Raw genomic sequence first — 19,417 nt, forward strand, 5'->3', positions numbered from 1 at the left:
TCAAGGGGAAAACCATGCGCAAGCATCCAATTGGTATTTATGAAAAAGCATTACCGAAAAACAGCAGTTGGTTAGAAAAATTAGTTATCGCAAAATCTGCGGGTTACGATTTTGTGGAAATGTCAGTAGATGAAACTGACGAGCGTTTAGCTCGGTTAGACTGGAGCACCGCAGAACGCCTGGAAGTTGTTAGCGCCATTCAAGAAACAGGCATTCGCATTCCAAGTATGTGTTTATCCGGCCATCGCCGCTTTCCTTTCGGTAGCCATGATGAAGCCACCCGTATGATGGCCTATACCTTAATGGAAAAAGCCATTAAGCTCGCTCAAGACTTAGGTATTCGTACTATACAGCTTGCGGGTTATGACGTTTACTATGAAGAGCAAGATGCCGAAACGATTGCTAATTTCGAAAAAGGCATGCAATGGGTCAGTGAAATTGCAGCCGCTTCTCAAGTGATGTGTGCAGTGGAAATCATGGATACGCCTTTTATGAATTCCATTAGCAAATGGCAAACGCTTTCCGATAAGATTCGCTCACCTTGGTTCAGTGTGTATCCTGATGTCGGTAACTTAACCGCGTGGGGTAATGATGTCGAAAAAGAATTCACCCAAGGAATTGAACACGTCGCAGCGATTCACTTAAAAGATACGTATGCAGTGACCGAAACCTGCAAAGGCCAATTTCGTGATGTGCCTTTCGGCGAAGGCTGCGTAGATTTTGTTAATTTATTCAAATTATTAAAACGTTTAAATTACCGCGGTTCCTTCCTGATTGAAATGTGGACAGAAAAAGCCGATGAGCCGCTGATTGAAATTATCAAAGCCCGTCATTGGATGGAAGACAAAATGCAACAAGCAGGCTGGTACAACGCCTAAAGGAGCCGATAATGAATGCATTTTTTATGGGTGTTGACCTTGGTGGTACCGTCATTAAAGCGGGTATCTACACCGCAGAAGGCCAAGAAATTACCGTTGCTGAACATTCTTTTCCCACTGAGAGTCCACAAGCAGGTTTTAGTGAACGTAATATGGAGATGCTGTGGGAAGCGGCTTGCAGCGTGATCCGCCAAGCGATTCAAAATAGCCAACTCAGTCCCGCCCAAATTTCCGGTGTCAGCTTTTCTTCTCACGGCAAAGGGCTGTATTTACTCAATAGCCAAGGAAAACCGGTTAGAAATGGGATTGTGTCATCTGATTCACGCGCTCAATCTATTGTTGATGAATGGCACCAAGACGGCACTGCGGATAAAGCTTATCCATTGAGTTTACAGCAATTATGGGCTTCTCATCCTGTGGCCCTACTACGCTGGTTAAAACAATACGAGCCTGATAATTATCGTGATACTCAGCATGTTTTGATGGTCCACGATTACATCCGCTACCGTCTAACCGACCAAATTGCCTGCGAAGAAACCAATATTTCTGGTAGCCAATTATTTAACCAAACCCTGTCGAACTATGATCCTAAATTATGCCAACTATTTGGTATTGATGAAGCAAATGACAAGCTGGCCCCAGTAATTAACTCAGCGCAATTAGCAGGAACGGTAACCCACAAAGCTGCTGTAGAATCTGGGCTTGTGGAAGGAACCCCTGTATTTGGTGGCTTCTTTGATGTCGTGGGTGCAGCGTTGGCGTCAGGGGTGAGTCAAAAAGATAAACTCAGCGCCGTAGCCGGAACTTGGACCATTTCAACACGTGTCTTCGATGAAATCGTGCCTTCAGATTACCCATACGTATGGAGTAAATACTGTATTCCAGGTACCTATTTTGTCCACGAAGGCAGCCCGACTTCCGCCAGTAACCTCGCGTGGTTCACTCGTCACTTCTTCAATCAACGTTTGCAAGATTATGATGTACTAAATCACTGTGTGGCTGAAGGGGCAACGCGGCCAAACGATATTCTATTTTTCCCTTGGCTGTACGGTTCTAACTACCACAGTAATTTGCACGGTGGTCTACTCGGATTAAGTTCACACCATACGGATGCCGATATTGTTTATGCTATCTATCAAGGGATTGTATTTTCACATTTATTGCACCAAGACCGTATCGTTGGACTTGATAATACAACTGAATCTATTCGCTTCACGGGTGGCCCAACACAGTCACCATTGTGGATGCAAATGTTCTGTGATGCCAGTAACTTGCCGTTAGATGTCGTCAACGTACAGCAATCAGGTTGCCAAGCTGCAGCACTTTGTGCCGCTGTCGGAACAGGTTACTACTCAGGTTTTGATGTCGCCATTGCAGCAAGTACCCCTAAAATCACCACTTACCAACCAAACGCCGTTGGGTATCAACATTTACGTGATAAATTTGCCCGCTTTAAAGCAGTTGCCGATGCATTGAGTCAATAACCTATTGAATAAAGATAATAAAGGCAGAATTGATGACCCAATTCTGCCTTATTTTTTGACAAATTAATTGTCAGCGACGACTTGGGTATTAACTGTGGCTGGTGATAATACGGTATCCTGCGGCAGGCTATCGTACTTCACAAACTCATCCCGTGGGAAAACAAAGACATCAATATCTTTTTCAGGTGTGATAGTCTCCGCTACGATACTTTTCGCTGGGGATGTTAGGTTAGTTTCTACGCCTAACCACGACGCGAAATAATCAAATAAATTCCACTCACTTAACGTTTCATCGCGAAATTCACGTTTAGTATCATCCGAATTGATGACCACTAATGGAACTTGATATGCCCCTTTCACGAGTTGACCATGACGTAAGTATAGATTTCCTTCTTTGATATACCCTTTATACTCTGCTTCCAGTGCTTTTACGTGCTGTTTATTAGCTTTGACTAGCCCTTGCCCATGGTCAGAAAAATATAAAATGGAGAATGGGTTATCCCCATTTTTATTATTTTCTTGCAAGATACTATAAATATCACCAATAAAATCATCACTCAGTTTAATCGCTGAAACATAACAGTTCGCTATACTTCCCCAGCCCGTATCAAATTGCTCAGGGTTAATGTTGTAATTATTTTTAACGAGTTCACAAGCTCCTTTCGGCCAACCATCATGGTGAGGCCCCCACATATGAACAAAAATGACTTTTTCTTTATCGGATGGGTTATTTAACGCGGCTTTAAAGGCAGGTAACATTTTAAAATCATTGGTGAGTTTATTCACATTGTCATCAACGACAACCTTTTCTTGCACGAAAAGGTTGTCAAAACCAGGCTTGCTGTCTCTAACCGGTAAAAAATAATTCGCCTTTAGAAAATAATTTGTAAAGCCAATTTCATCATCACCAAAGCTGCCATTATTACCGATGTAATAGGTCTCATAACCCGCTTTATTGGCTAAATCAACAACCGAATTATTATTGTAATACGGCTTTTCATGGTGCTGTGTGATTGTATTTAAATCATTTTTCGCTAATGCACGCGTTAAGGTCGGTACCGTATTGGATGCTGCACTAATAAAATTATTGAAAAAACGTCCATTTACCGATGAAAGAAATGGTGTATTTTCTAATGGATAACCATAAGTATTCATATAATTTTTATTGGTACTTTCACCAATAATGACGACTTTTATCTTATATTTATCATCATTTTTTTTAGTAATTTGAATATCACTAGCCGTATTCACCCCATAGCAAAGATCTGCATTGCTTTTTGCTGCTTGGATTAACTCTGGTGTACAGGCTTTTTTATAGACTCCCGCACTTTCATTAGTATTTGCTTGAGCCCATGTAACGCTAGCTAACAGAAGCGCACTACAAAGTGCGGTTAATTTCATTACTTTCATATTCAGAACCTCATCTTCGTAACTTATTATTTTTTATGAGTTGCTGTGGTGTAGCCAGGGTAGAGTTTGTGAAATTAATGCAGTCATTGCACTAAAATTTCACACATTAATTAATATATTGAAATATTGTTTCATTGAAAGACAAAGAAGACGAAATTGAGATACCGATAACAATAATTAATTATGAAGAATCACGCATTTATTAGGTACATTTTCATATTGCCTGTATATAAAAAAATAATAATCAATTAGTTATGGAATATAAATGTATTGATCAGAAAGAATAATAGGCGTTACACCCATTACATCTAGAGTTGTGATAAAGATCGGCAATTAAACATTTGTCGCTATTGGGTTAGTGATATAGCTCTGATTTTGCTCTTTTGTCACTAGAAAGCACAATGGAACCGGTTCCATAATGAGTTATTCGCAATGACAAATAGGCTAATGCCCTATTCAGAGAGAGGAAAGTCATGAGCAAACACATTATTGTTGTCACCGCCGCTTATGGGGCACAAACCGTAAAACAATTAGGTGGCCAACAGGCTGTATTAGATATTATTCAAAACAGCCATGCGGATGGCGCAGAGATTCGCCAAGAACTCTTACTACCAAGCGATAATCTTTCGGATATTGCCAAAGGGTTACAATCAAGGCAGCTCACCGCCGTTTATTCCGTGCCTGACACACTATTTCAGCAACGTAGACCTATCGCTATCACTAAACTACAAGGCTATTTTGAAGATGCCAAACAACTTAATGCTCGCTTTTTAAAACTATCACTCGGTGAATTACCAGAAAATTATGATTTATCGGAAGTCATTAATCTTCTCAATCAATACAACACGCAGTTAGTGATCGAGAATGACCAAACCGAAGTCGGTGGCCATATTGCGCCTCTTGAACGTTTTTTTGCTGATGTAAAACACCAAAATATGCCTATAAAAATGGCGTTTGATATGGCGAACTGGTACTGGCATCGGGAAGATCCGTTAAAAGCTGCACATATTTTTGCTTCCCAAGTCGCTTACATTCACGTTAAAGCCTGCCAATTGCGTAGCAATAAACGCGTTGCTGTAGCACTTGATGACAGCGACGGCACATGGAAAGAAGTACTCAACCTTCTACCAAATGACGCTCCTTGTGGTATCGAGTTTCCGCTCGAAGGGCATGATTTACGCGCAGTCACTGAATACTATGTTTCTCTATTAAAGAACTTCTCTGTTAAAAGCTCTCTCAGTGAAAGGGGAAATTAATTTAATGAAAAATCAATTAGATGTAGTTACTCTTGGCGAAGCCATGATGATGTTCGTCGCCACGCAAACAGGGAAATTGCATGAGGTCGAAAACTTTGTTCGCCGTGCTGCAGGAGCAGAGCTCAACGTTGCTGTTGGCCTTTCACGCCTTGGGTTAAGAACAGGATGGATAAGCCGCTTAGGTAATGACTCTTTCGGGCGTTTTATCCAAGCCACATTAGATAATGAACATGTGGATACTCAATGTGTTACGGTAGACTCTCATTACCCAACAGGCTTTCAACTTAAATCTAAAGCTGAAAATGGAACCGATCCCATCGTGGAGTATTTCCGTCAAGGATCTGCGGCAAGCCATTTAGATTTAACCGATTTTAATGAAAATTATTTCTTATCCGCACGCCATTTGCATTTAAGTGGTGTGGCAGCCGCGCTTTCACCCACCAGCTACCAACTGTCACTGTATGCCGCGAAATGGATGCGAAATGCAGGTAAAACACTATCATTTGACCCAAACTTGCGCCCTTCTCTATGGAAGAGTGAAACAGAAATGGTGAAACAGCTCAACCAACTCGCGTTTCAAGCTAATTGGGTTTTACCTGGCTTAAAAGAAGGCAAAATTCTGACAGGCTTCGACCAACCCGAGTCTATTGCTGATTTTTATCTCGCTCACGGTGTTGAAGCCGTTGTGATTAAAACCGGAGAACACGGCGCATATTATAAAACAGCGGATAACCAGCAGGGCATATCTCCTGCCGTTCATGTTAAACACGTCATTGATACCGTTGGAGCTGGCGATGGCTTTGCCGTTGGCGTCATTAGCGCCTTACTTGAAGGCTTAACATTACCGCAAGCTGTTGCAAGAGGTAATTTTGTTGGAGCAAGAGCCATTCAAGTTATAGGTGATAGTGAAGGTTTACCAACCCAAGCGCAACTGCAGCATGAAATGGCATTACTCTACGCAGCCACCACTAAAGCGGTATGTTAAAAGGAAATCGATTATGACAATGAATACTCCAGCAATGTCACGTTGGTGGCGCATCATGCCAATCGTGTTTATCACCTATAGCCTTGCCTATTTGGATAGAGCAAACTACAGCTTTGCCGCCGCCGCAGGTATCAATGCCGACTTAGGTATTACCAAAGGGATGTCGTCGCTACTCGGCTCATTATTTTTCCTTGGCTATTTCTTTTTCCAAATACCTGGCGCTATTTACGCGGAAAAGCGCAGTGTCCGCAAACTGATTTTTGCCTGTATTTTTCTCTGGGGAATTTTTGCTAGCCTAACAGGGATGGTCAGCAATATTCCGATGTTGGTAATTATTCGCTTTAGCCTTGGAGTCGTTGAGGCCGCAGTCATGCCTGCGATGCTTATCTATATCAGTAACTGGTTTACTCAGTCAGAACGGTCACGCGCCAACACCTTTTTAATTTTAGGCAACCCAGTTACAGTGCTGTGGATGTCTGTGCTATCCGGTTACCTCATTCAGGCATTCGGTTGGCGGGAAATGTTTATCATTGAAGGGGTTCCTGCGATTTTGTGGGCTTTTTTCTGGTGGAGAACTGCACGTGATAAACCCAGCCAAGTGAGCTGGCTCAGCCAGACTGAAAAAGAGACATTAGATAAAATTCTTAGTGACGAACAAAAAAATATCAAGCCTGTTCGCAATTACCGCGAAGCTTTTAAGTCTCGTAATGTGATTTTACTATGCGCTCAATATTTTTGTTGGAGCATTGGGGTGTATGGTTTTGTACTGTGGTTGCCATCTATTATTCGTGGGGCATCCAACCTTGGAATGGTAGAAACAGGCTGGCTTTCTGCCGTGCCTTACCTTGCTGCAACCTTAGCCATGATCCTCGTGTCATGGGCATCTGACCGTATGCATAACCGTAAACTATTCGTTTGGCCAATACTTTTGCTTGGGGCGGTTTGTTTCCTCGGCTCATATCTGCTCGGTAGCACGAATTTCTGGTTCTCTTATACCTTATTGGTGATTGCAGGCGCTGCAATGTACGCTCCGTACGGGCCCTTCTTCGCTATCATTCCTGAAATGTTGCCAAAGAACGTTGCAGGTGGTGCAATGGCATTAATCAATAGTATGGGCGCATTAGGTTCATTCTTTGGTTCATGGTTTGTTGGCTATTTAAATGGGGCGACCGGTAGCCCAAGTGCTTCGTATATGTTTATGGGGCTCGCACTATTAGCCTCGGTCTTCTTTACCTTAATTGTCAAACCAAGCCAAGAACAAAATAGTGATGCGGTCATCACGAAACATGCTTAAAAGGGATACTATGAAACAGAACATTATTTTATATAAATCCATTCCCGCGGATCAACTTGAGCGGCTACAACAGCACTTTAATGTCACTGCATTTGACAGCATTACACCTGAGAATCTCGCTAACTTTAAACAAGCGTTATCCAGCGCTGACGGCATTATCGGGGCCAGTTATCCTATTACCGCGGGTGACATTGCCAATGCCCCAAATTTGAAAGCGGCATCGACCATTTCCGTTGGTATCGACCAATTTGATATTGATGCAATGAATACCAGAAAGATCGCCTTGATGCATACGCCTAATGTATTAACCGAAACAACTGCGGATACCATTTTTACGTTAGTGCTTTGCAGTGCACGCCGCATTATCGAAATGGCTGAAATGGTAAAAAATGGCCAATGGACAAAAAGCATTGGTGAAGATGCATACGGCAGTAATGTGAATGGTAAAACTATCGGCATTTTAGGTATGGGACGCATTGGCTATGCCGTTGCCAAACGCGCTCATTTAGGCTTCGGAATGCCGGTTCTCTATTACAATAACCATACCCATCCTGATGCAGAAAACCAACTTAACGCACGCCGTTGTGACCTCGATACGTTGCTGGCAGAATCTGATTTTGTCTGTGTCGTGCTGCCATTATCAGCATCAACCGAAAAGTTGATCGGTAAAAATGAGTTGGCAAAAATGAAACCCAGTGCATTTTTGATCAACGGTTCAAGAGGCCGGATCGTTGATGAAGCCGCGCTGATCGACGCATTAGAAAGAGGCACAATTCAAGGAGCAGGTTTAGATGTGTTTGAAGTTGAACCCCTTCCCTGCAACTCTAAACTACTCACGCTACCTAATGTGGTCGCACTGCCGCATATCGGTTCTGCGACCCATGAGACCCGCTATGCGATGGTAGAATGTGCCGTCGATAACTTGATTGCAGCCTTAAATGGCGATCTGAGCAAGAACTGTGTAAATCCTGAAATTAGGAAATAGCAGAAATACTATCGAGCCCTAATCATATAAATTAGGGCTTTTAAATAAAGAGTTAGTGGCTATGGGCACTGCCCTGACGAGCAAAATTTGTTCGCTCACACTCTGTCAGAAACTGGATAGAATTAAGTTTACTGGTTGACGGCGCTAAATAATATAATCCGATGGTTTTTTGGCTGGGTGAGTAAATCTCCAACATGCCATTGACATCAGAATAAAAATCACCTTTGTTGATCACAACATTAAAATCTTTTATTTTCTCAACACGTTGCTGCTCTGTGCTTTTCACTAGCGGATAACTCATATACTCATAGCCAACAAAATCAACAACATTAATTTGATTATTATTGAAAAAGATTTGAACTTTACTGGCACCGGTGGGGAAGAAAAACTTACCATTACGCTCTATCGTGATGTGATTATAGCTTTGGTCAACTTGGCAGGTATATTCTTTAACCTGACTTCTGGTGCTACACCCCGCTAAAACAAGGCTAGCTAGCAATAATATCCCTATCTTTTTCATATGTTCCCTACACTCTCAAAATGGTTATAACGTAATCTACATGCCAATATACCTGCAATACACCTTAAGCTAAATTGAAAAATGGTAACCAAATCTTAAGAGCCGAACAATTTAGCGTTCAAAAGCTACAATGTCGTCGATTTACGGATCAGCAATTCCCCATTAAATAAGTATTGCATTGGAGGTTTATCCGGGTTTTCCAGTTTTTCTAATAAGCACTCCACCGCCTTGTGCCCCATTTCCGCTGTCGGTTGAGACACCGAGGTCACCCCTTGCCCAGCTAATGCAGCCCATTCGAGGTTATCGAAACTTAAAAAGCCAATATCTGTCCCCCAGCGTAACCCTTGTTTATTCATGACATACGCCAGCTGCAAGGTCAGTACGCCATTGGCGGCGACAATCACTTTACGCATACCACGATGTGCAGTACAAAAATCAGCAACGATGGCTTCTAATTTTGCCGGATCAGGCAAGGTGACTTCATGAAATTCGCTTTGAATATGTTGATGATTCTGCGATAACGCTTGGAATGTCTGTAAGCGCTCTTGGCGTGCACTGTTATACACAATAGGCTCAGTAACGAAGCAAATCGCTTCGAACCCTTGTTCAACCAGATGATTAAAGGCCATTTGTGCGGATGCGGGGTTATCTAATCCAACCATATCGCTGGGAAAATTGTCGATTTTTCTATCTAATAAGACAAAAGGCAGGGTGGTTTCTTTCAGTACGTCAATAAATTGTTCGTTAACACCCGCTGAATTTATGATAAGCCCATCCACGCGGTAACCTTTTAACAGTTGAATAAATTGGCATTCACGTTCAATGCTGTTATCCGCATTGCAAACGACGGTCATAAAACCTTGTTTGATTGACTCGGCTTCCACCCCTTTTAGCACTTCAACAGAGAATGGATTACCGATATCGGCAATAATCAAACCGATCAAGCCTGTCCGCCCATGTTTCAAGCTACGCGCCATTTGGTTTGGCCGATAGTTTAATTCACGAATAGCGCTTTCAATACGTTGACGCAAATTATCTGAAAGCAAATGAAATTCACCATTCAAATAACGTGAGATACTGGTTTTCCCTGCCTGAGCTTTGACAGCGACATCTTTGATCGTGGCAACTTTTTGCGTTTTCGGGGCCATAGCTTTCGGTTTTTCCATTCTCTAAAAACATCACCAAGTGGTTATCTTACTCGAATAAGTGTCATTTTACTTGCGGTATTGCGTTAACTTGCTGTTTTAGCCATTGAATAAATATATCTGCCTTTGGGTTTCGTTTTTCATTCAACATGGCAAAATAATAGCGTTGTTGGCACTTCAGCGAAATATCGCCAAATGGCATCACCAGTTCTTGTCGCTTCAGCCGTTTTTCAACCAATTGTTTACGCCCCATTGCCACACCGGCATGGTTCATTGCGGCAACAATCGCTAAATCGGAACGATCAAAGCACAGGTTGCGACGATGTGGAAACAGTGCCAACTGGTAATGCTCACTCCACGCTTTCCATTCATCATAATCGGAGTTGCTACTCCATGCCTGACGGTCATGTAATAAAGTGCAATTTTTTAGTTGATGAATATTATTAAGTAAATCATATTGCTGCGCGTATTGCGGGCTACAAACAGGCACAATAGATTCAGTCATCAAATCCTCACAATACAGATTAGATCTTGTCATATCATCATAATAAATAGCAATATCAATACCATACCCACGAAAATTAACATCATCGTTTCCCGTTAAGAGATTCAACTGAATTGAGGGGTATTGATTAGCAAAATCTGCAATTTTGGGGATTAACCAGCACTGAGCGATAGATGGCCGTGAATACACCGTCAGTTCACCCGAGATTTCTTGGTTTTTGATATCAATGATTTCTTGGTTAATATCATCCAAATTTTTACGTAGAGCCCAGTAAATTCGTTCCCCGTCAGAGGTTAGCTCAATACGCCGATGAAAACGCTCAAATAATTTAAACCCCAATTCCCCTTCTAACATGTTAATTCGGTGACTAACTGCACTTGGTGTTAACGAAAGTTCCTGCGCCGCTAAGGCAAAAGAAAGATGCCGTGCTGCTGCTTCAAAGGTATGCAAGCGCGATAGTTGATAACTTGATAGCCGTTTATTCCATTGAATAAATCCAGATTGCTCAAATTGATTGAAATTTGCCGACACAATGCCCCCAATAAAAATCATGATGCCTAATAATCCCTACAATACCCATTTTAAGATGAATTTAGGTGTCCCAAAGACTCTAAAATCCAATTTACATGACTAATATCACAGCCTTGGGTTAATTTAGTTCATCTAAACTGCATGTTTCATCGTTTGTCACCTCTGAATATTTATTATCCAATAGAAGAACAACAACAAGATGATCAGAGGTAGGATATGGACTCTACAATGTGGATGATTGGTACTTTAGTTATCAGTATTTTACTAATCATCGTTTCAATTATTAAGTTTAAGTTTCACCCTTTTTTAGCACTTTTACTCGCCAGCTTCTTTGTCGGTATCTCCATGCAAATGAACCCATTAGAGATGGTCAGCGCCATCGAAAATGGCATTGGGGGTACACTTGGGTTTTTAGCCGCTATTATCGGTTTGGGGACTATACTCGGTAAAATGATGGAAATCTCCGGTGCAGCAGAGCGCATTGGGGTGACATTACAAAAGAGCCGTTGGTTAACGCCTGACGTTACCATGGTGCTGATTGGCTTAATCTGCGGTATTACGCTGTTTGTTGAGGTGGGCGTTGTCCTGCTAATCTCATTAGCTTTTTCTATTGCGAAAAAAACCAATACCTCGTTATTAAAACTGTCTATCCCATTATGTACCGCACTGATGGCGGTACACTGTATTGTACCACCACACCCTGCGGCTCTCTTTGTCACAAATGAATTAGGTGCTGACATTGGTACAGTGATTGTGGCAGGGCTCGCAGTAGGCTTAGTCGCGTCATTAGTGGGTGGGCCGCTGTTCCTTAAGTTCTTAGGTGACCGCTTACCATTTAAAACGGTGCCAGAAGCCTTCTCTGACCTCGAAGTACGAGAAGAGAAAGATTTACCGTCTCTCGGTGCCACACTGTTTACCGTTTTACTGCCAATTATCCTCATGTTGATCAAAACAGCCGCTGATTTAAACATGAGCAAAGATAACCAGTTATTTACCTTTTTACAGTTTATTGGTAACCCAATAACCGCTATGTTTATTGCCGCTTTTGTCGCTTATTACATGTTAGGGATCCGACGTAATATGGGAATGAGCGTATTACTCAGCAAAACCGAAGAGAGTTTTAGCTCAATCGCTAATATTTTATTGATTATCGGTGCGGGAGGGGCATTTAACGGTATCTTAAAAGGCAGTGGGCTGAGTGACTCCTTAGCGATGGTGCTATCGGGTATTGATATGCACCCAATCTTACTGGCCTGGCTAGTGGCAATCATCCTGCATGCCGCAGTCGGTTCTGCCACTGTTGCGATGATGGGCGCAACTGCGATTGTGGCTCCGCTAATGCCAATGTACCCGCATATTAGCCCAGAAATCATGACATTAGCCATTGGTTCAGGCGCAATTGGTTGCACTATCGTCACTGACTCGCTGTTCTGGTTAGTCAAACAGTACTGTAATGCCACTTTAGCCGAAACATTCCGTTTTTACAGTGTCGCCACGTTGATTGCATCTTTCGTCGCGCTGGCAGGGACTTTTGCACTTTCATTTGTGATTTAAAAGAGAGTAATTATGACTCAGATAAATGTTGATAAGTTAATTGCTGACTACCCTTTAGTTCAGGACTTAATCGATTTAAAGCAAATTGCGTGGTTCAACCCAAATGTCACGACGACACAAGCGGGTTTGCCTTATGTCGGGCTAACCATTGAAGATGTGCAAGATGCAGAAGCGCGCTTAAATCGCTTTGCGCCTTATTTGACGAAAGCGTTTCCAGAAACTCAAGCAACACAAGGAATTATCGAATCTGAAGTTATCGATATTCCAAACATGCAAGCCGCGCTGGAAAAACGTTATCAAACGCCAATCGCGGGAAAAATGTTACTGAAAAAAGATAGTCACCTGCCAATTTCGGGGTCAATTAAAGCCCGAGGGGGGATCTATGAAGTACTCACTCATGCGGAAAAACTTGCCTTAGCCGCCGGTATTTTATCGACAGATGATAATTACGAAATTTTATTCTCTGAACAATTTCGCCAATTCTTTAGCCAATACCGTATTGCAGTCGGTTCAACCGGTAACCTTGGTATGTCCATCGGCATTATGAGCGCTAAACTCGGCTTTAGCGTCAGCGTGCATATGTCCGCTGATGCCAGACAGTGGAAAAAAGACAAATTGTGTTCACATGGTGTGAATGTGGTGGAATATGAGCAAGATTACAGCATCGCAGTTGAGCAAGGCCGTAAAGAAGCCGAAAAAGATCCTAACTGCTTTTTTATTGATGATGAAAACTCAACCACCCTGTTTCTCGGCTATGCTGTCGCAGGCCTTCGTCTAAAAAGACAATTTTTAGAGCAAGGGATTACTGTGGATAACGACCACCCGCTATTTGTCTATTTACCTTGTGGTGTCGGCGGTGGCCCCGGTGGTGTCGCTTTCGGGTTAAAACTGGCCTTTGGTGATGCCGTCCATTGCTTATTTGCCGAACCAACGCACTCGCCTTGTATGCTGCTAGGAGTGCATACTGGCCTACATGATGGTGTGTCAGTCCAAGAAATTGGTATTGATAATATCACCGCCGCAGACGGGCTGGCAGTTGGCCGTGCATCCGGTTTTGTGGGGCGTGCAATGGAGCGGCTTATTGATGGTTATTACACCATTGACGATAGCGAAATGTATAACCTGTTAGGTTTACTCAACCAAACTGAGTCGATTAAATTAGAACCGTCAGCCTTGGCAGGTATGACTGGCTGCGTACATGTCACGCAAAACACGGGTTATTTGCAATCCAAATCCCTCACGCCGACGAAACTGGCCAACGCAACACATCTTGTATGGGCAACGGGGGGCGGTATGGTGCCTGTGAATGAGATGCAAAAATATTTATCACAAGCCAACCTAAGTTAACAATTAATGTATTCAACGCCCTCTTCGCGTTCAATGAGAAGAGGGCTTTTTAGTATCAACCACACCTTATTAGCTTTGTAATAATTGCCCCGGTAATGGCACTAAATCACTTTCAATATAACGTCTCACTAAGGTCGCGAGCGCCACTAACGAGTCCAAATGAGTCCTTTCCCAGCCGTGGGAGCTGTCTAGTGCGAAACACGCTAAAGCCGCACGAATATCCCATCCGGCATCAATGGCCGCAGCACTATCAGAACGATAATGTTTAAACGTATCGCGGACGTGAGGAATATCATACTGCTGGCATAATTGCAGCAAATGTCGTGTAATTGCCAAATCAAACGGGCCGGTTCTGTCACGAAAGGCTAAAGTCAATGCGTCATCTCGTGTGGTTTGATCTGGGGCAGAAACTGAGTTATCAATCGCTAGCAATTCTTGAACTTGCGGACCAAAACCGTGTGTTCCGCCAATTCCGACCTCTTCTGAAATTGTGAATATCATTTGGCAAGGTACCGCGGGCACAACGCCATCATCCACCAGTGATTTTAATGCGGCTAACATCACCGCACATCCAGCCTTATCATCCAAATGACGCGATACAATAAAGCCGTTATCAATAAATTCGGGTTGTGCATCAACCGCAACAATATCACCGACATTTAAGCCATGGGATTGTAAATCAGCGAAATTATAACAAGGGGCATCAAGGCGAATTTCTAAATTATCCCAATCCGCAATTTGAGTATCAACTTCAGTATTAAAGCGATGCCCAGACGCTTTTAATGGCAAAATAGTGCCGCGATATTGGTGATTGTCACTAAATACCGTCACCCTTGCACCTTCCGCAAAGCGTGCTGCCCATGTGCCTGTATTACGCAGTGCCAAGCGCCCATTTGGTTTGAGTTGTGTCACCATCGCCCCAAGCGTATCAAGGTGTGCGGCTAATGCACGTTTAGGTTCTTCAGAGCCAAGCGTAATATATAGCACTCCACGGCGTGTATATTTCGGCGTGAATCCCAACTCAGTCAACCATTGATGTGTCCGCGCAACGGCTTGTTCAGTCATCCCAACCGGGCTAGGCGTACATAACAATGTTTTTAATACAGAGGTCAGATATGCTTTATCTATCATTACGTTACCTATCTTCACTTAAAAAACGTTCTTGCAATGTGGCTTGTAGCGCTAACATAGCTTTTTCTGCGTAGGCCATGTGTGCTTCCATCACCGATTGAACCTTCTCGGCGTCTTTACGGCGTAAAGCCTCGATTAATTGATATTGGTATTCAATACCTTGGCGCCTGTCGACGGGCTCAGGTTTTAAATAAATGTTCTTACAAACCGCTAAATCTTTGAGTAAACGCTGTAAAAAGTGGCAAATAAACACTAATAAAACGTTATCGGAATAGCTGGCAACCACCGCATGAAAATCCAGTTCTGCCATCCGTTGCTGCCAGCGTTCGTTTTCATCTGCGGGTTCATGGTCATAAATGGCGATGGTATCGTATAGCTTCTGGATACCGTCATTATCGATGTTGTCAATCGCACTAACCGCAACCACCGGTTCTAGTAATTTACGTAACGTATAAATATCTTTGATTGATATATCCCGCGTAAACAAATAGTTCGATAACAAACTCATTGCTCGCGATTCAGTCATGGAATCAATAAACGCACCACCACCCGGCCCGGTTTTCGTTTTAATTAACCCTTGAACTTCCAGTGATTTCAGTGCTTCTCGCACAGTACTTTTGCTGGCGTTGTAATGTTCAATAAGTTCTTTTTCTTGTGGCAAACGGTCACCGGGTATGAGGTTATCGGCCATGATAGTTTCTTTTATTGCATTGACGATTTCATCAGTCCGCTTAATACGTACTGGTTCTATCGTTGTCGGCTTATTGGTGCTCATATTAGGTTCTCAACTGGTTTAAATAAGTTTCTAAGCGACTGAATCAACACGAATACGAGGGGCACTAGCCAATAAATTTCGCGTATATTCATGCTCCGGTGCGGCAAATAAGCTGCGGGTATCTCGACATTCTAGCAAATCCCCTAAATAGAGTACGGCGACTCGATCTGCTATTGATTCCACTACCGCTAAATCGTGACTAATAAATAAATAGGATAACGAAAACTGTTGTTTAAGTTGTTCTAGTAACAACAAAACTTGCGCTTGTACCGAAACATCCAACGCACTAACCGGCTCATCTAGTACTAATATTCGTGCATCTGCGGCTAAAGCTCTCGCAATGGCTAACCGCTGTGCTTGCCCTCCTGAAAACTCATGGGGATAACAAGCTAAAGCATCGATTGGCATATTGACGGCCTCAAGTAATTCCGCCAGCCGAGCCGCTCTTTGTGATGAGTTCATGTGTTTTAAATATTTCAACGGAACAGACAAAGTTTCTCCAATGGTTTTTCGCGGGTTCAAAGATGCGACAGGGTCTTGAAAAACATACTGAATGGCTTGCCCAAAAGCTCGCGCACCTTGCTGCTGCCACTCTGCACGAGTTTGTCCTAAGACAGTAATATCTCCTGAGGTCTCGCGGTCCAAGCCAACTAAAATACGTGCTAAAGTACTTTTTCCTGAGCCACTCTCCCCAACCACCGACAGAGTTTCACCTTCATAAAGTGATAAAGAAATATTTTTTAATGCATGAACTTGGCGCCCTCGAGGGTGAAATAGGCTTCTTGGCTGCCCGAAGGTTTTCACTAACTGATTAACCTCAATCACTTTTTTCATTAAACCTCCTGTGCCGATGTCAAATCATTACTATCGGGCTGATGACCATAGAGTTGTTGGACTTGTTTTAAAAACCTACGTCCTTCCCCTAACTTAGGTACACTGGCGATCAGACGTTGTGTATAAGGATGCTGAGGCTGCCGTAATACCGTTTGCGTATCACCGGTTTCGACTATCTCACCTTGCTGCATCACCGCAACACGGTCGCAAATTTGGTTAATGACCGCAAAATCATGGGTAATAAATAAGAGCGCAACACCGCGATCACGGCGTAGCTGGTCAAGTAATTCTAGAATTCGCGCTTGTACTGTGACATCTAATGCGGTGGTCGGCTCATCAGCAATAATCAACACGGGGTCATTAGCCAGAGCCATTGCGATCCCTACCCGCTGGCGCTGTCCGCCCGAAAGCTCATGGGGATAGGCATCGAAACGTTCTCGCGCATCTGGGATCCCGACGCTGTCCAACAATTCAATGGCTTTGTTTTTCGCCTCATAGAGTGACAAAGATTGGTGAGCGGTGATGGCCTCACGTAATTGCACACCGATGGTAAACTGGGGATGGAGCGTCGTCAGTGGGTCTTGGAAAATATATGAAACCTTCGCACCGCGACGGCGCTGCATAACAGATAGCGGCAATGACAGCATTTCTTCGTGTTCCACATAAATTCCCCCCGCCGTAATCAATGCCGGAGGTGATGCGAGCAGCCCCATCACAGATAAAGCGGTGACACTCTTACCCGAGCCGCTTTCCCCAATTAACCCTAGACACTCCCCCGCCCCAACAGTAAAACTGATCCCTTTTACAGTTGAACGTAATTGATTTCCTTGGCGAAAAGCAACCGACAAATCTTTGACTTCTAATACCGCTTGTTCACCTCCCGTTTTCGCAGGAATATTAACTCTATCGGTTTGTGTCATTGGTTGTGATCGCTGTAAGGCTCCCGATTTTAACCGGGGATCAAGAATGTCACGCACGCCATCCCCTAGCAGGTTAAAACTAATCACAATAAGAAAGATCATAATACCTGGTACCAATGCCACATGAGGAGCGACAAACATCTGTGCGCGCCCTTGTCCTAGCATTGAACCTAAGTCTGCATTAGGTGGCTGAGTACCTAGCCCTAAAAATGACAAACCTGCCGTCTCTAAAATCATCCAACCGATGGTCGTTGACATAGTAACCACAATGATTGGCAAGACATTCGGTAACACTTCTGTTAATAGGACTTGTAAATGGTTTTTACCTGACAACCTAGCTGCTTGAATAAAATCCCTATCGCGTAAACCCACTGTTAATCCACGAATATTCCTAGCAAAAAAGGGAATGTTCACTAATGCGATCGCATATAACGCATTGAGTAACCCTGGCCCAAGTACCGCGACAATGGCTAATGCCAATAGAATGTATGGAAATGCCATTAGCATATCAATACAACGCATCAATAATGTATCGGTGCGATGGCCGACATACCCAGCCACTAAACCAATCAGGGTGCCGAATATTGCAGCGATTAGTGTTGCTGAAATACCGACTAATAGAGACACTCGCGTTCCCCACAGCAATCGAGATAAAATATCTCGCCCTAAATGGTCAGTACCTAATAAATGACCAGACGAAAAAGCGGGAAGTAGCCGATTAACTAAATCAGTTTCATCAGGATTAGCAAGGGGGAGCCAAGGCGCTAAGAATGCCAAGAGCATAATGATAGATAAAGTAAATAGCCCCAAAGTTGCTAGGCGGTTCGCTAGCAGTAACGAGCCGACCGATTGGCGATGACGATGCTGAATAACAGGGGTCACAGATTGGCTCATGATTTCAACCTCGGGTCTAATATGGCTTGCGCAACATCCGCAAGTAAATTGATAAAGACATAGGACGCCGCGGCAATCAATACGCCCCCTTGGACTAAAAACAAATCACGAGTTGCCACAGCCTTCACCAACATGGCGCCTAGCCCCGGCCATTGAAAAACGGTTTCAATATATACCGCCCCACCAAAAACAAAGCCCGCTTGGATACCAATGACGGGAATGACGGAAACTAATGCCATACGAAATGCATGGCGGAAAATCACTTTGCGCTCACTTAAGCCTTTTGCCCTTGCGGTGCGAATAAAATCAAGTCGCAGTACTTCTAACATTGCTGTGCGCGTCAAACGTGCTATCACCCCTGTCGCAACCAATGAAAGCGTCACAGCAGGTAAAACAAGGTGATGCAATAAATCGCTCAGGCCACCGCCTTGCCAAATATCGTACATTCCAGATGCCGGAAACCATTGTAATTGAACAGAAAAAAGCATAATCATCAATAAACCAATCCAAAAAGATGGCATTGAGATACCCAATAAAACGGCGAGTGTAATAAATCGGTCACTCCAACTAAATTGACGAATGGCAGAAAGAACCCCGGCCAATAGCCCTAAAATTGAGCTGAGTAACAGCGCACTTCCGCCCAAAATTAATGTGGCAGAAAATCGCTCTAAAACCTCATCAACAACAGGTCGGTTAAGGACAAATGAGCGGCCAAAATCTCCCGAAATCAAATTATTCATCCAAATAAAATATTGCTGATATAACGGCTTATCCAACCCAAGCTCTGTTTTTACTCTAGCCACATTTTCAGGAGTCGCCCAAGGGCCAAGCAGTGCTTGAGCTGGCTCTCCAGGGATCATTGCCATGATAAAAAAGACAATTAACGTCAAACCAATCAGTATGGGTATGGTCGCTAAAATGCGTTTCAAACAGTATAACCACATAGTTTTTCCCCATAAAATCAAATAA

The 19,417-nt window shown here is 43.3% G+C and carries 17 protein-coding genes; 8 read left to right on the forward strand and 9 right to left on the reverse strand.

Translation table 11 applies throughout. The features are described from left to right. Positions 1-14 precede the first annotated feature (14 nt). Positions 15-878 (forward strand): L-ribulose-5-phosphate 3-epimerase, encoded by an 864-nt coding sequence (locus tag FVA69_RS18160; protein WP_109912666.1) that lies wholly within the window; start codon positions 15-17, stop codon positions 876-878. Between the two features lie 11 nt (positions 879-889). After that, complete coding sequence (locus tag FVA69_RS18165) at positions 890-2,362, forward strand: FGGY-family carbohydrate kinase (protein WP_164529195.1); 1,473 nt, start codon at positions 890-892, stop codon at positions 2,360-2,362. A 63-nt stretch (positions 2,363-2,425) separates the two neighbouring features. Here the strand turns inward: FVA69_RS18165 and FVA69_RS18170 are convergent, their stop codons facing one another. Further along, the gene (locus FVA69_RS18170) at positions 2,426-3,772 is read right to left on the reverse strand and encodes a phosphoethanolamine transferase (protein WP_123382233.1); all 1,347 of its coding nucleotides are present in this window, start codon (positions 3,770-3,772) and stop codon (positions 2,426-2,428) included. A 473-nt stretch (positions 3,773-4,245) separates the two neighbouring features. On the opposite strand from FVA69_RS18170, the gene FVA69_RS18175 reads away from it, so the two are divergent. Genes FVA69_RS18175 through ghrB form a run of 4 tightly spaced genes read left to right on the forward strand, consistent with a single transcriptional unit; the run spans position 4,246 to position 8,292 of the window. Next, complete coding sequence (locus FVA69_RS18175; RefSeq protein WP_117162586.1) at positions 4,246-5,028, forward strand: sugar phosphate isomerase/epimerase family protein; 783 nt, start codon at positions 4,246-4,248, stop codon at positions 5,026-5,028. 4 nt (positions 5,029-5,032) lie between these two features. Continuing rightward, positions 5,033-6,013, forward strand: a complete 981-nt coding sequence (locus FVA69_RS18180) for a sugar kinase (protein WP_109912670.1) — start codon at positions 5,033-5,035, stop codon at positions 6,011-6,013. A 13-nt stretch (positions 6,014-6,026) separates the two neighbouring features. After that, positions 6,027-7,307, forward strand: coding sequence for an MFS transporter (locus FVA69_RS18185; protein WP_164529196.1), 1,281 nt, complete (start codon positions 6,027-6,029; stop codon positions 7,305-7,307). Positions 7,308-7,317: 10 nt separating this feature from the next. Next, complete coding sequence (gene ghrB / locus FVA69_RS18190; protein ID WP_115168017.1) at positions 7,318-8,292, forward strand: glyoxylate/hydroxypyruvate reductase GhrB; 975 nt, start codon at positions 7,318-7,320, stop codon at positions 8,290-8,292. Between the two features lie 52 nt (positions 8,293-8,344). Here the strand turns inward: ghrB and FVA69_RS18195 are convergent, their stop codons facing one another. The 3 genes from FVA69_RS18195 to dsdC form a co-directional block, all read right to left on the reverse strand. After that, entirely contained in the window at positions 8,345-8,812 is a 468-nt protein-coding gene (locus FVA69_RS18195) for a hypothetical protein (RefSeq protein ID WP_004907864.1), read from the reverse strand. 125 nt (positions 8,813-8,937) lie between these two features. Next, entirely contained in the window at positions 8,938-9,978 is a 1,041-nt protein-coding gene (locus FVA69_RS18200) for a LacI family DNA-binding transcriptional regulator (RefSeq protein ID WP_164529197.1), read from the reverse strand. 43 nt (positions 9,979-10,021) lie between these two features. Next, on the reverse strand, positions 10,022-10,993 hold the full coding sequence (gene dsdC, locus FVA69_RS18205; protein ID WP_051128906.1) for a DNA-binding transcriptional regulator DsdC: 972 nt from the start codon (positions 10,991-10,993) through the stop codon (positions 10,022-10,024). Positions 10,994-11,209: 216 nt separating this feature from the next. Between dsdC and dsdX the strand changes: the two genes are divergently transcribed. Both dsdX and dsdA read left to right on the forward strand, forming a co-directional pair. Further along, positions 11,210-12,547 carry a D-serine transporter DsdX gene (dsdX, locus tag FVA69_RS18210; RefSeq protein WP_164529198.1) on the forward strand — a complete coding sequence of 446 codons (1,338 nt, stop codon included), beginning with the start codon at positions 11,210-11,212 and terminating at the stop codon, positions 12,545-12,547. Positions 12,548-12,559: 12 nt separating this feature from the next. Then, positions 12,560-13,894: a D-serine ammonia-lyase gene (dsdA, locus tag FVA69_RS18215; RefSeq protein ID WP_164529199.1), complete on the forward strand. Its 1,335-nt coding sequence runs from the start codon at positions 12,560-12,562 to the stop codon at positions 13,892-13,894. Between the two features lie 69 nt (positions 13,895-13,963). On the opposite strand, the gene FVA69_RS18220 is transcribed toward dsdA, so the two are convergent. From FVA69_RS18220 to FVA69_RS18240, 5 genes are read right to left on the reverse strand one after another with little or no spacing between them, the layout of a single operon-like run. Further along, entirely contained in the window at positions 13,964-15,025 is a 1,062-nt protein-coding gene (locus FVA69_RS18220; RefSeq protein ID WP_164529200.1) for an osmoprotectant NAGGN system M42 family peptidase, read from the reverse strand. Between the two features lie 4 nt (positions 15,026-15,029). Next, on the reverse strand, positions 15,030-15,800 hold the full coding sequence (locus FVA69_RS18225) for a FadR/GntR family transcriptional regulator (protein WP_164529201.1): 771 nt from the start codon (positions 15,798-15,800) through the stop codon (positions 15,030-15,032). Between the two features lie 30 nt (positions 15,801-15,830). After that, positions 15,831-16,634, reverse strand: a complete 804-nt coding sequence (locus tag FVA69_RS18230; RefSeq protein ID WP_164529202.1) for an ABC transporter ATP-binding protein — start codon at positions 16,632-16,634, stop codon at positions 15,831-15,833. Continuing rightward, on the reverse strand, positions 16,634-18,448 hold the full coding sequence (locus FVA69_RS18235) for a dipeptide/oligopeptide/nickel ABC transporter permease/ATP-binding protein (RefSeq protein ID WP_164529203.1): 1,815 nt from the start codon (positions 18,446-18,448) through the stop codon (positions 16,634-16,636). Before FVA69_RS18235 ends, FVA69_RS18230 begins: the two co-directional genes overlap by 1 nt. Further along, positions 18,445-19,392: an ABC transporter permease gene (locus tag FVA69_RS18240; protein WP_004907851.1), complete on the reverse strand. Its 948-nt coding sequence runs from the start codon at positions 19,390-19,392 to the stop codon at positions 18,445-18,447. Before FVA69_RS18240 ends, FVA69_RS18235 begins: the two co-directional genes overlap by 4 nt. Positions 19,393-19,417: the final 25 nt, after the last annotated feature.

The sequence above is a fragment of the Providencia sp. PROV004 genome (assembly GCF_011045615.1).
In the GTDB taxonomy this organism is placed as follows: domain Bacteria; phylum Pseudomonadota; class Gammaproteobacteria; order Enterobacterales; family Enterobacteriaceae; genus Providencia; species Providencia rettgeri.

What these genes read in the sequence shown, in the direction of transcription:
- FVA69_RS18160 (WP_109912666.1), top strand. Translation starts at nt 15, where the DNA reads ATGCGCAAGCATCCAATTGGTATTTATGAAAAAGCATTACCGAAAAAC.
- FVA69_RS18165 (WP_164529195.1), top strand. Translation starts at nt 890, where the DNA reads ATGAATGCATTTTTTATGGGTGTTGACCTTGGTGGTACCGTCATTAAA.
- FVA69_RS18170 (WP_123382233.1), bottom strand. Translation starts at nt 3,772, where the DNA reads ATGAAAGTAATGAAATTAACCGCACTTTGTAGTGCGCTTCTGTTAGCT.
- FVA69_RS18175 (WP_117162586.1), top strand. Translation starts at nt 4,246, where the DNA reads ATGAGCAAACACATTATTGTTGTCACCGCCGCTTATGGGGCACAAACC.
- FVA69_RS18180 (WP_109912670.1), top strand. Translation starts at nt 5,033, where the DNA reads ATGAAAAATCAATTAGATGTAGTTACTCTTGGCGAAGCCATGATGATG.
- FVA69_RS18185 (WP_164529196.1), top strand. Translation starts at nt 6,027, where the DNA reads ATGACAATGAATACTCCAGCAATGTCACGTTGGTGGCGCATCATGCCA.
- ghrB (WP_115168017.1), top strand. Translation starts at nt 7,318, where the DNA reads ATGAAACAGAACATTATTTTATATAAATCCATTCCCGCGGATCAACTT.
- FVA69_RS18195 (WP_004907864.1), bottom strand. Translation starts at nt 8,812, where the DNA reads ATGAAAAAGATAGGGATATTATTGCTAGCTAGCCTTGTTTTAGCGGGG.
- FVA69_RS18200 (WP_164529197.1), bottom strand. Translation starts at nt 9,978, where the DNA reads ATGGAAAAACCGAAAGCTATGGCCCCGAAAACGCAAAAAGTTGCCACG.
- dsdX (WP_164529198.1), top strand. Translation starts at nt 11,210, where the DNA reads ATGGACTCTACAATGTGGATGATTGGTACTTTAGTTATCAGTATTTTA.
- dsdA (WP_164529199.1), top strand. Translation starts at nt 12,560, where the DNA reads ATGACTCAGATAAATGTTGATAAGTTAATTGCTGACTACCCTTTAGTT.
- FVA69_RS18220 (WP_164529200.1), bottom strand. Translation starts at nt 15,025, where the DNA reads ATGATAGATAAAGCATATCTGACCTCTGTATTAAAAACATTGTTATGT.
- FVA69_RS18225 (WP_164529201.1), bottom strand. Translation starts at nt 15,800, where the DNA reads ATGAGCACCAATAAGCCGACAACGATAGAACCAGTACGTATTAAGCGG.
- FVA69_RS18230 (WP_164529202.1), bottom strand. Translation starts at nt 16,634, where the DNA reads ATGAAAAAAGTGATTGAGGTTAATCAGTTAGTGAAAACCTTCGGGCAG.
- FVA69_RS18235 (WP_164529203.1), bottom strand. Translation starts at nt 18,448, where the DNA reads ATGAGCCAATCTGTGACCCCTGTTATTCAGCATCGTCATCGCCAATCG.
- FVA69_RS18240 (WP_004907851.1), bottom strand. Translation starts at nt 19,392, where the DNA reads ATGTGGTTATACTGTTTGAAACGCATTTTAGCGACCATACCCATACTG.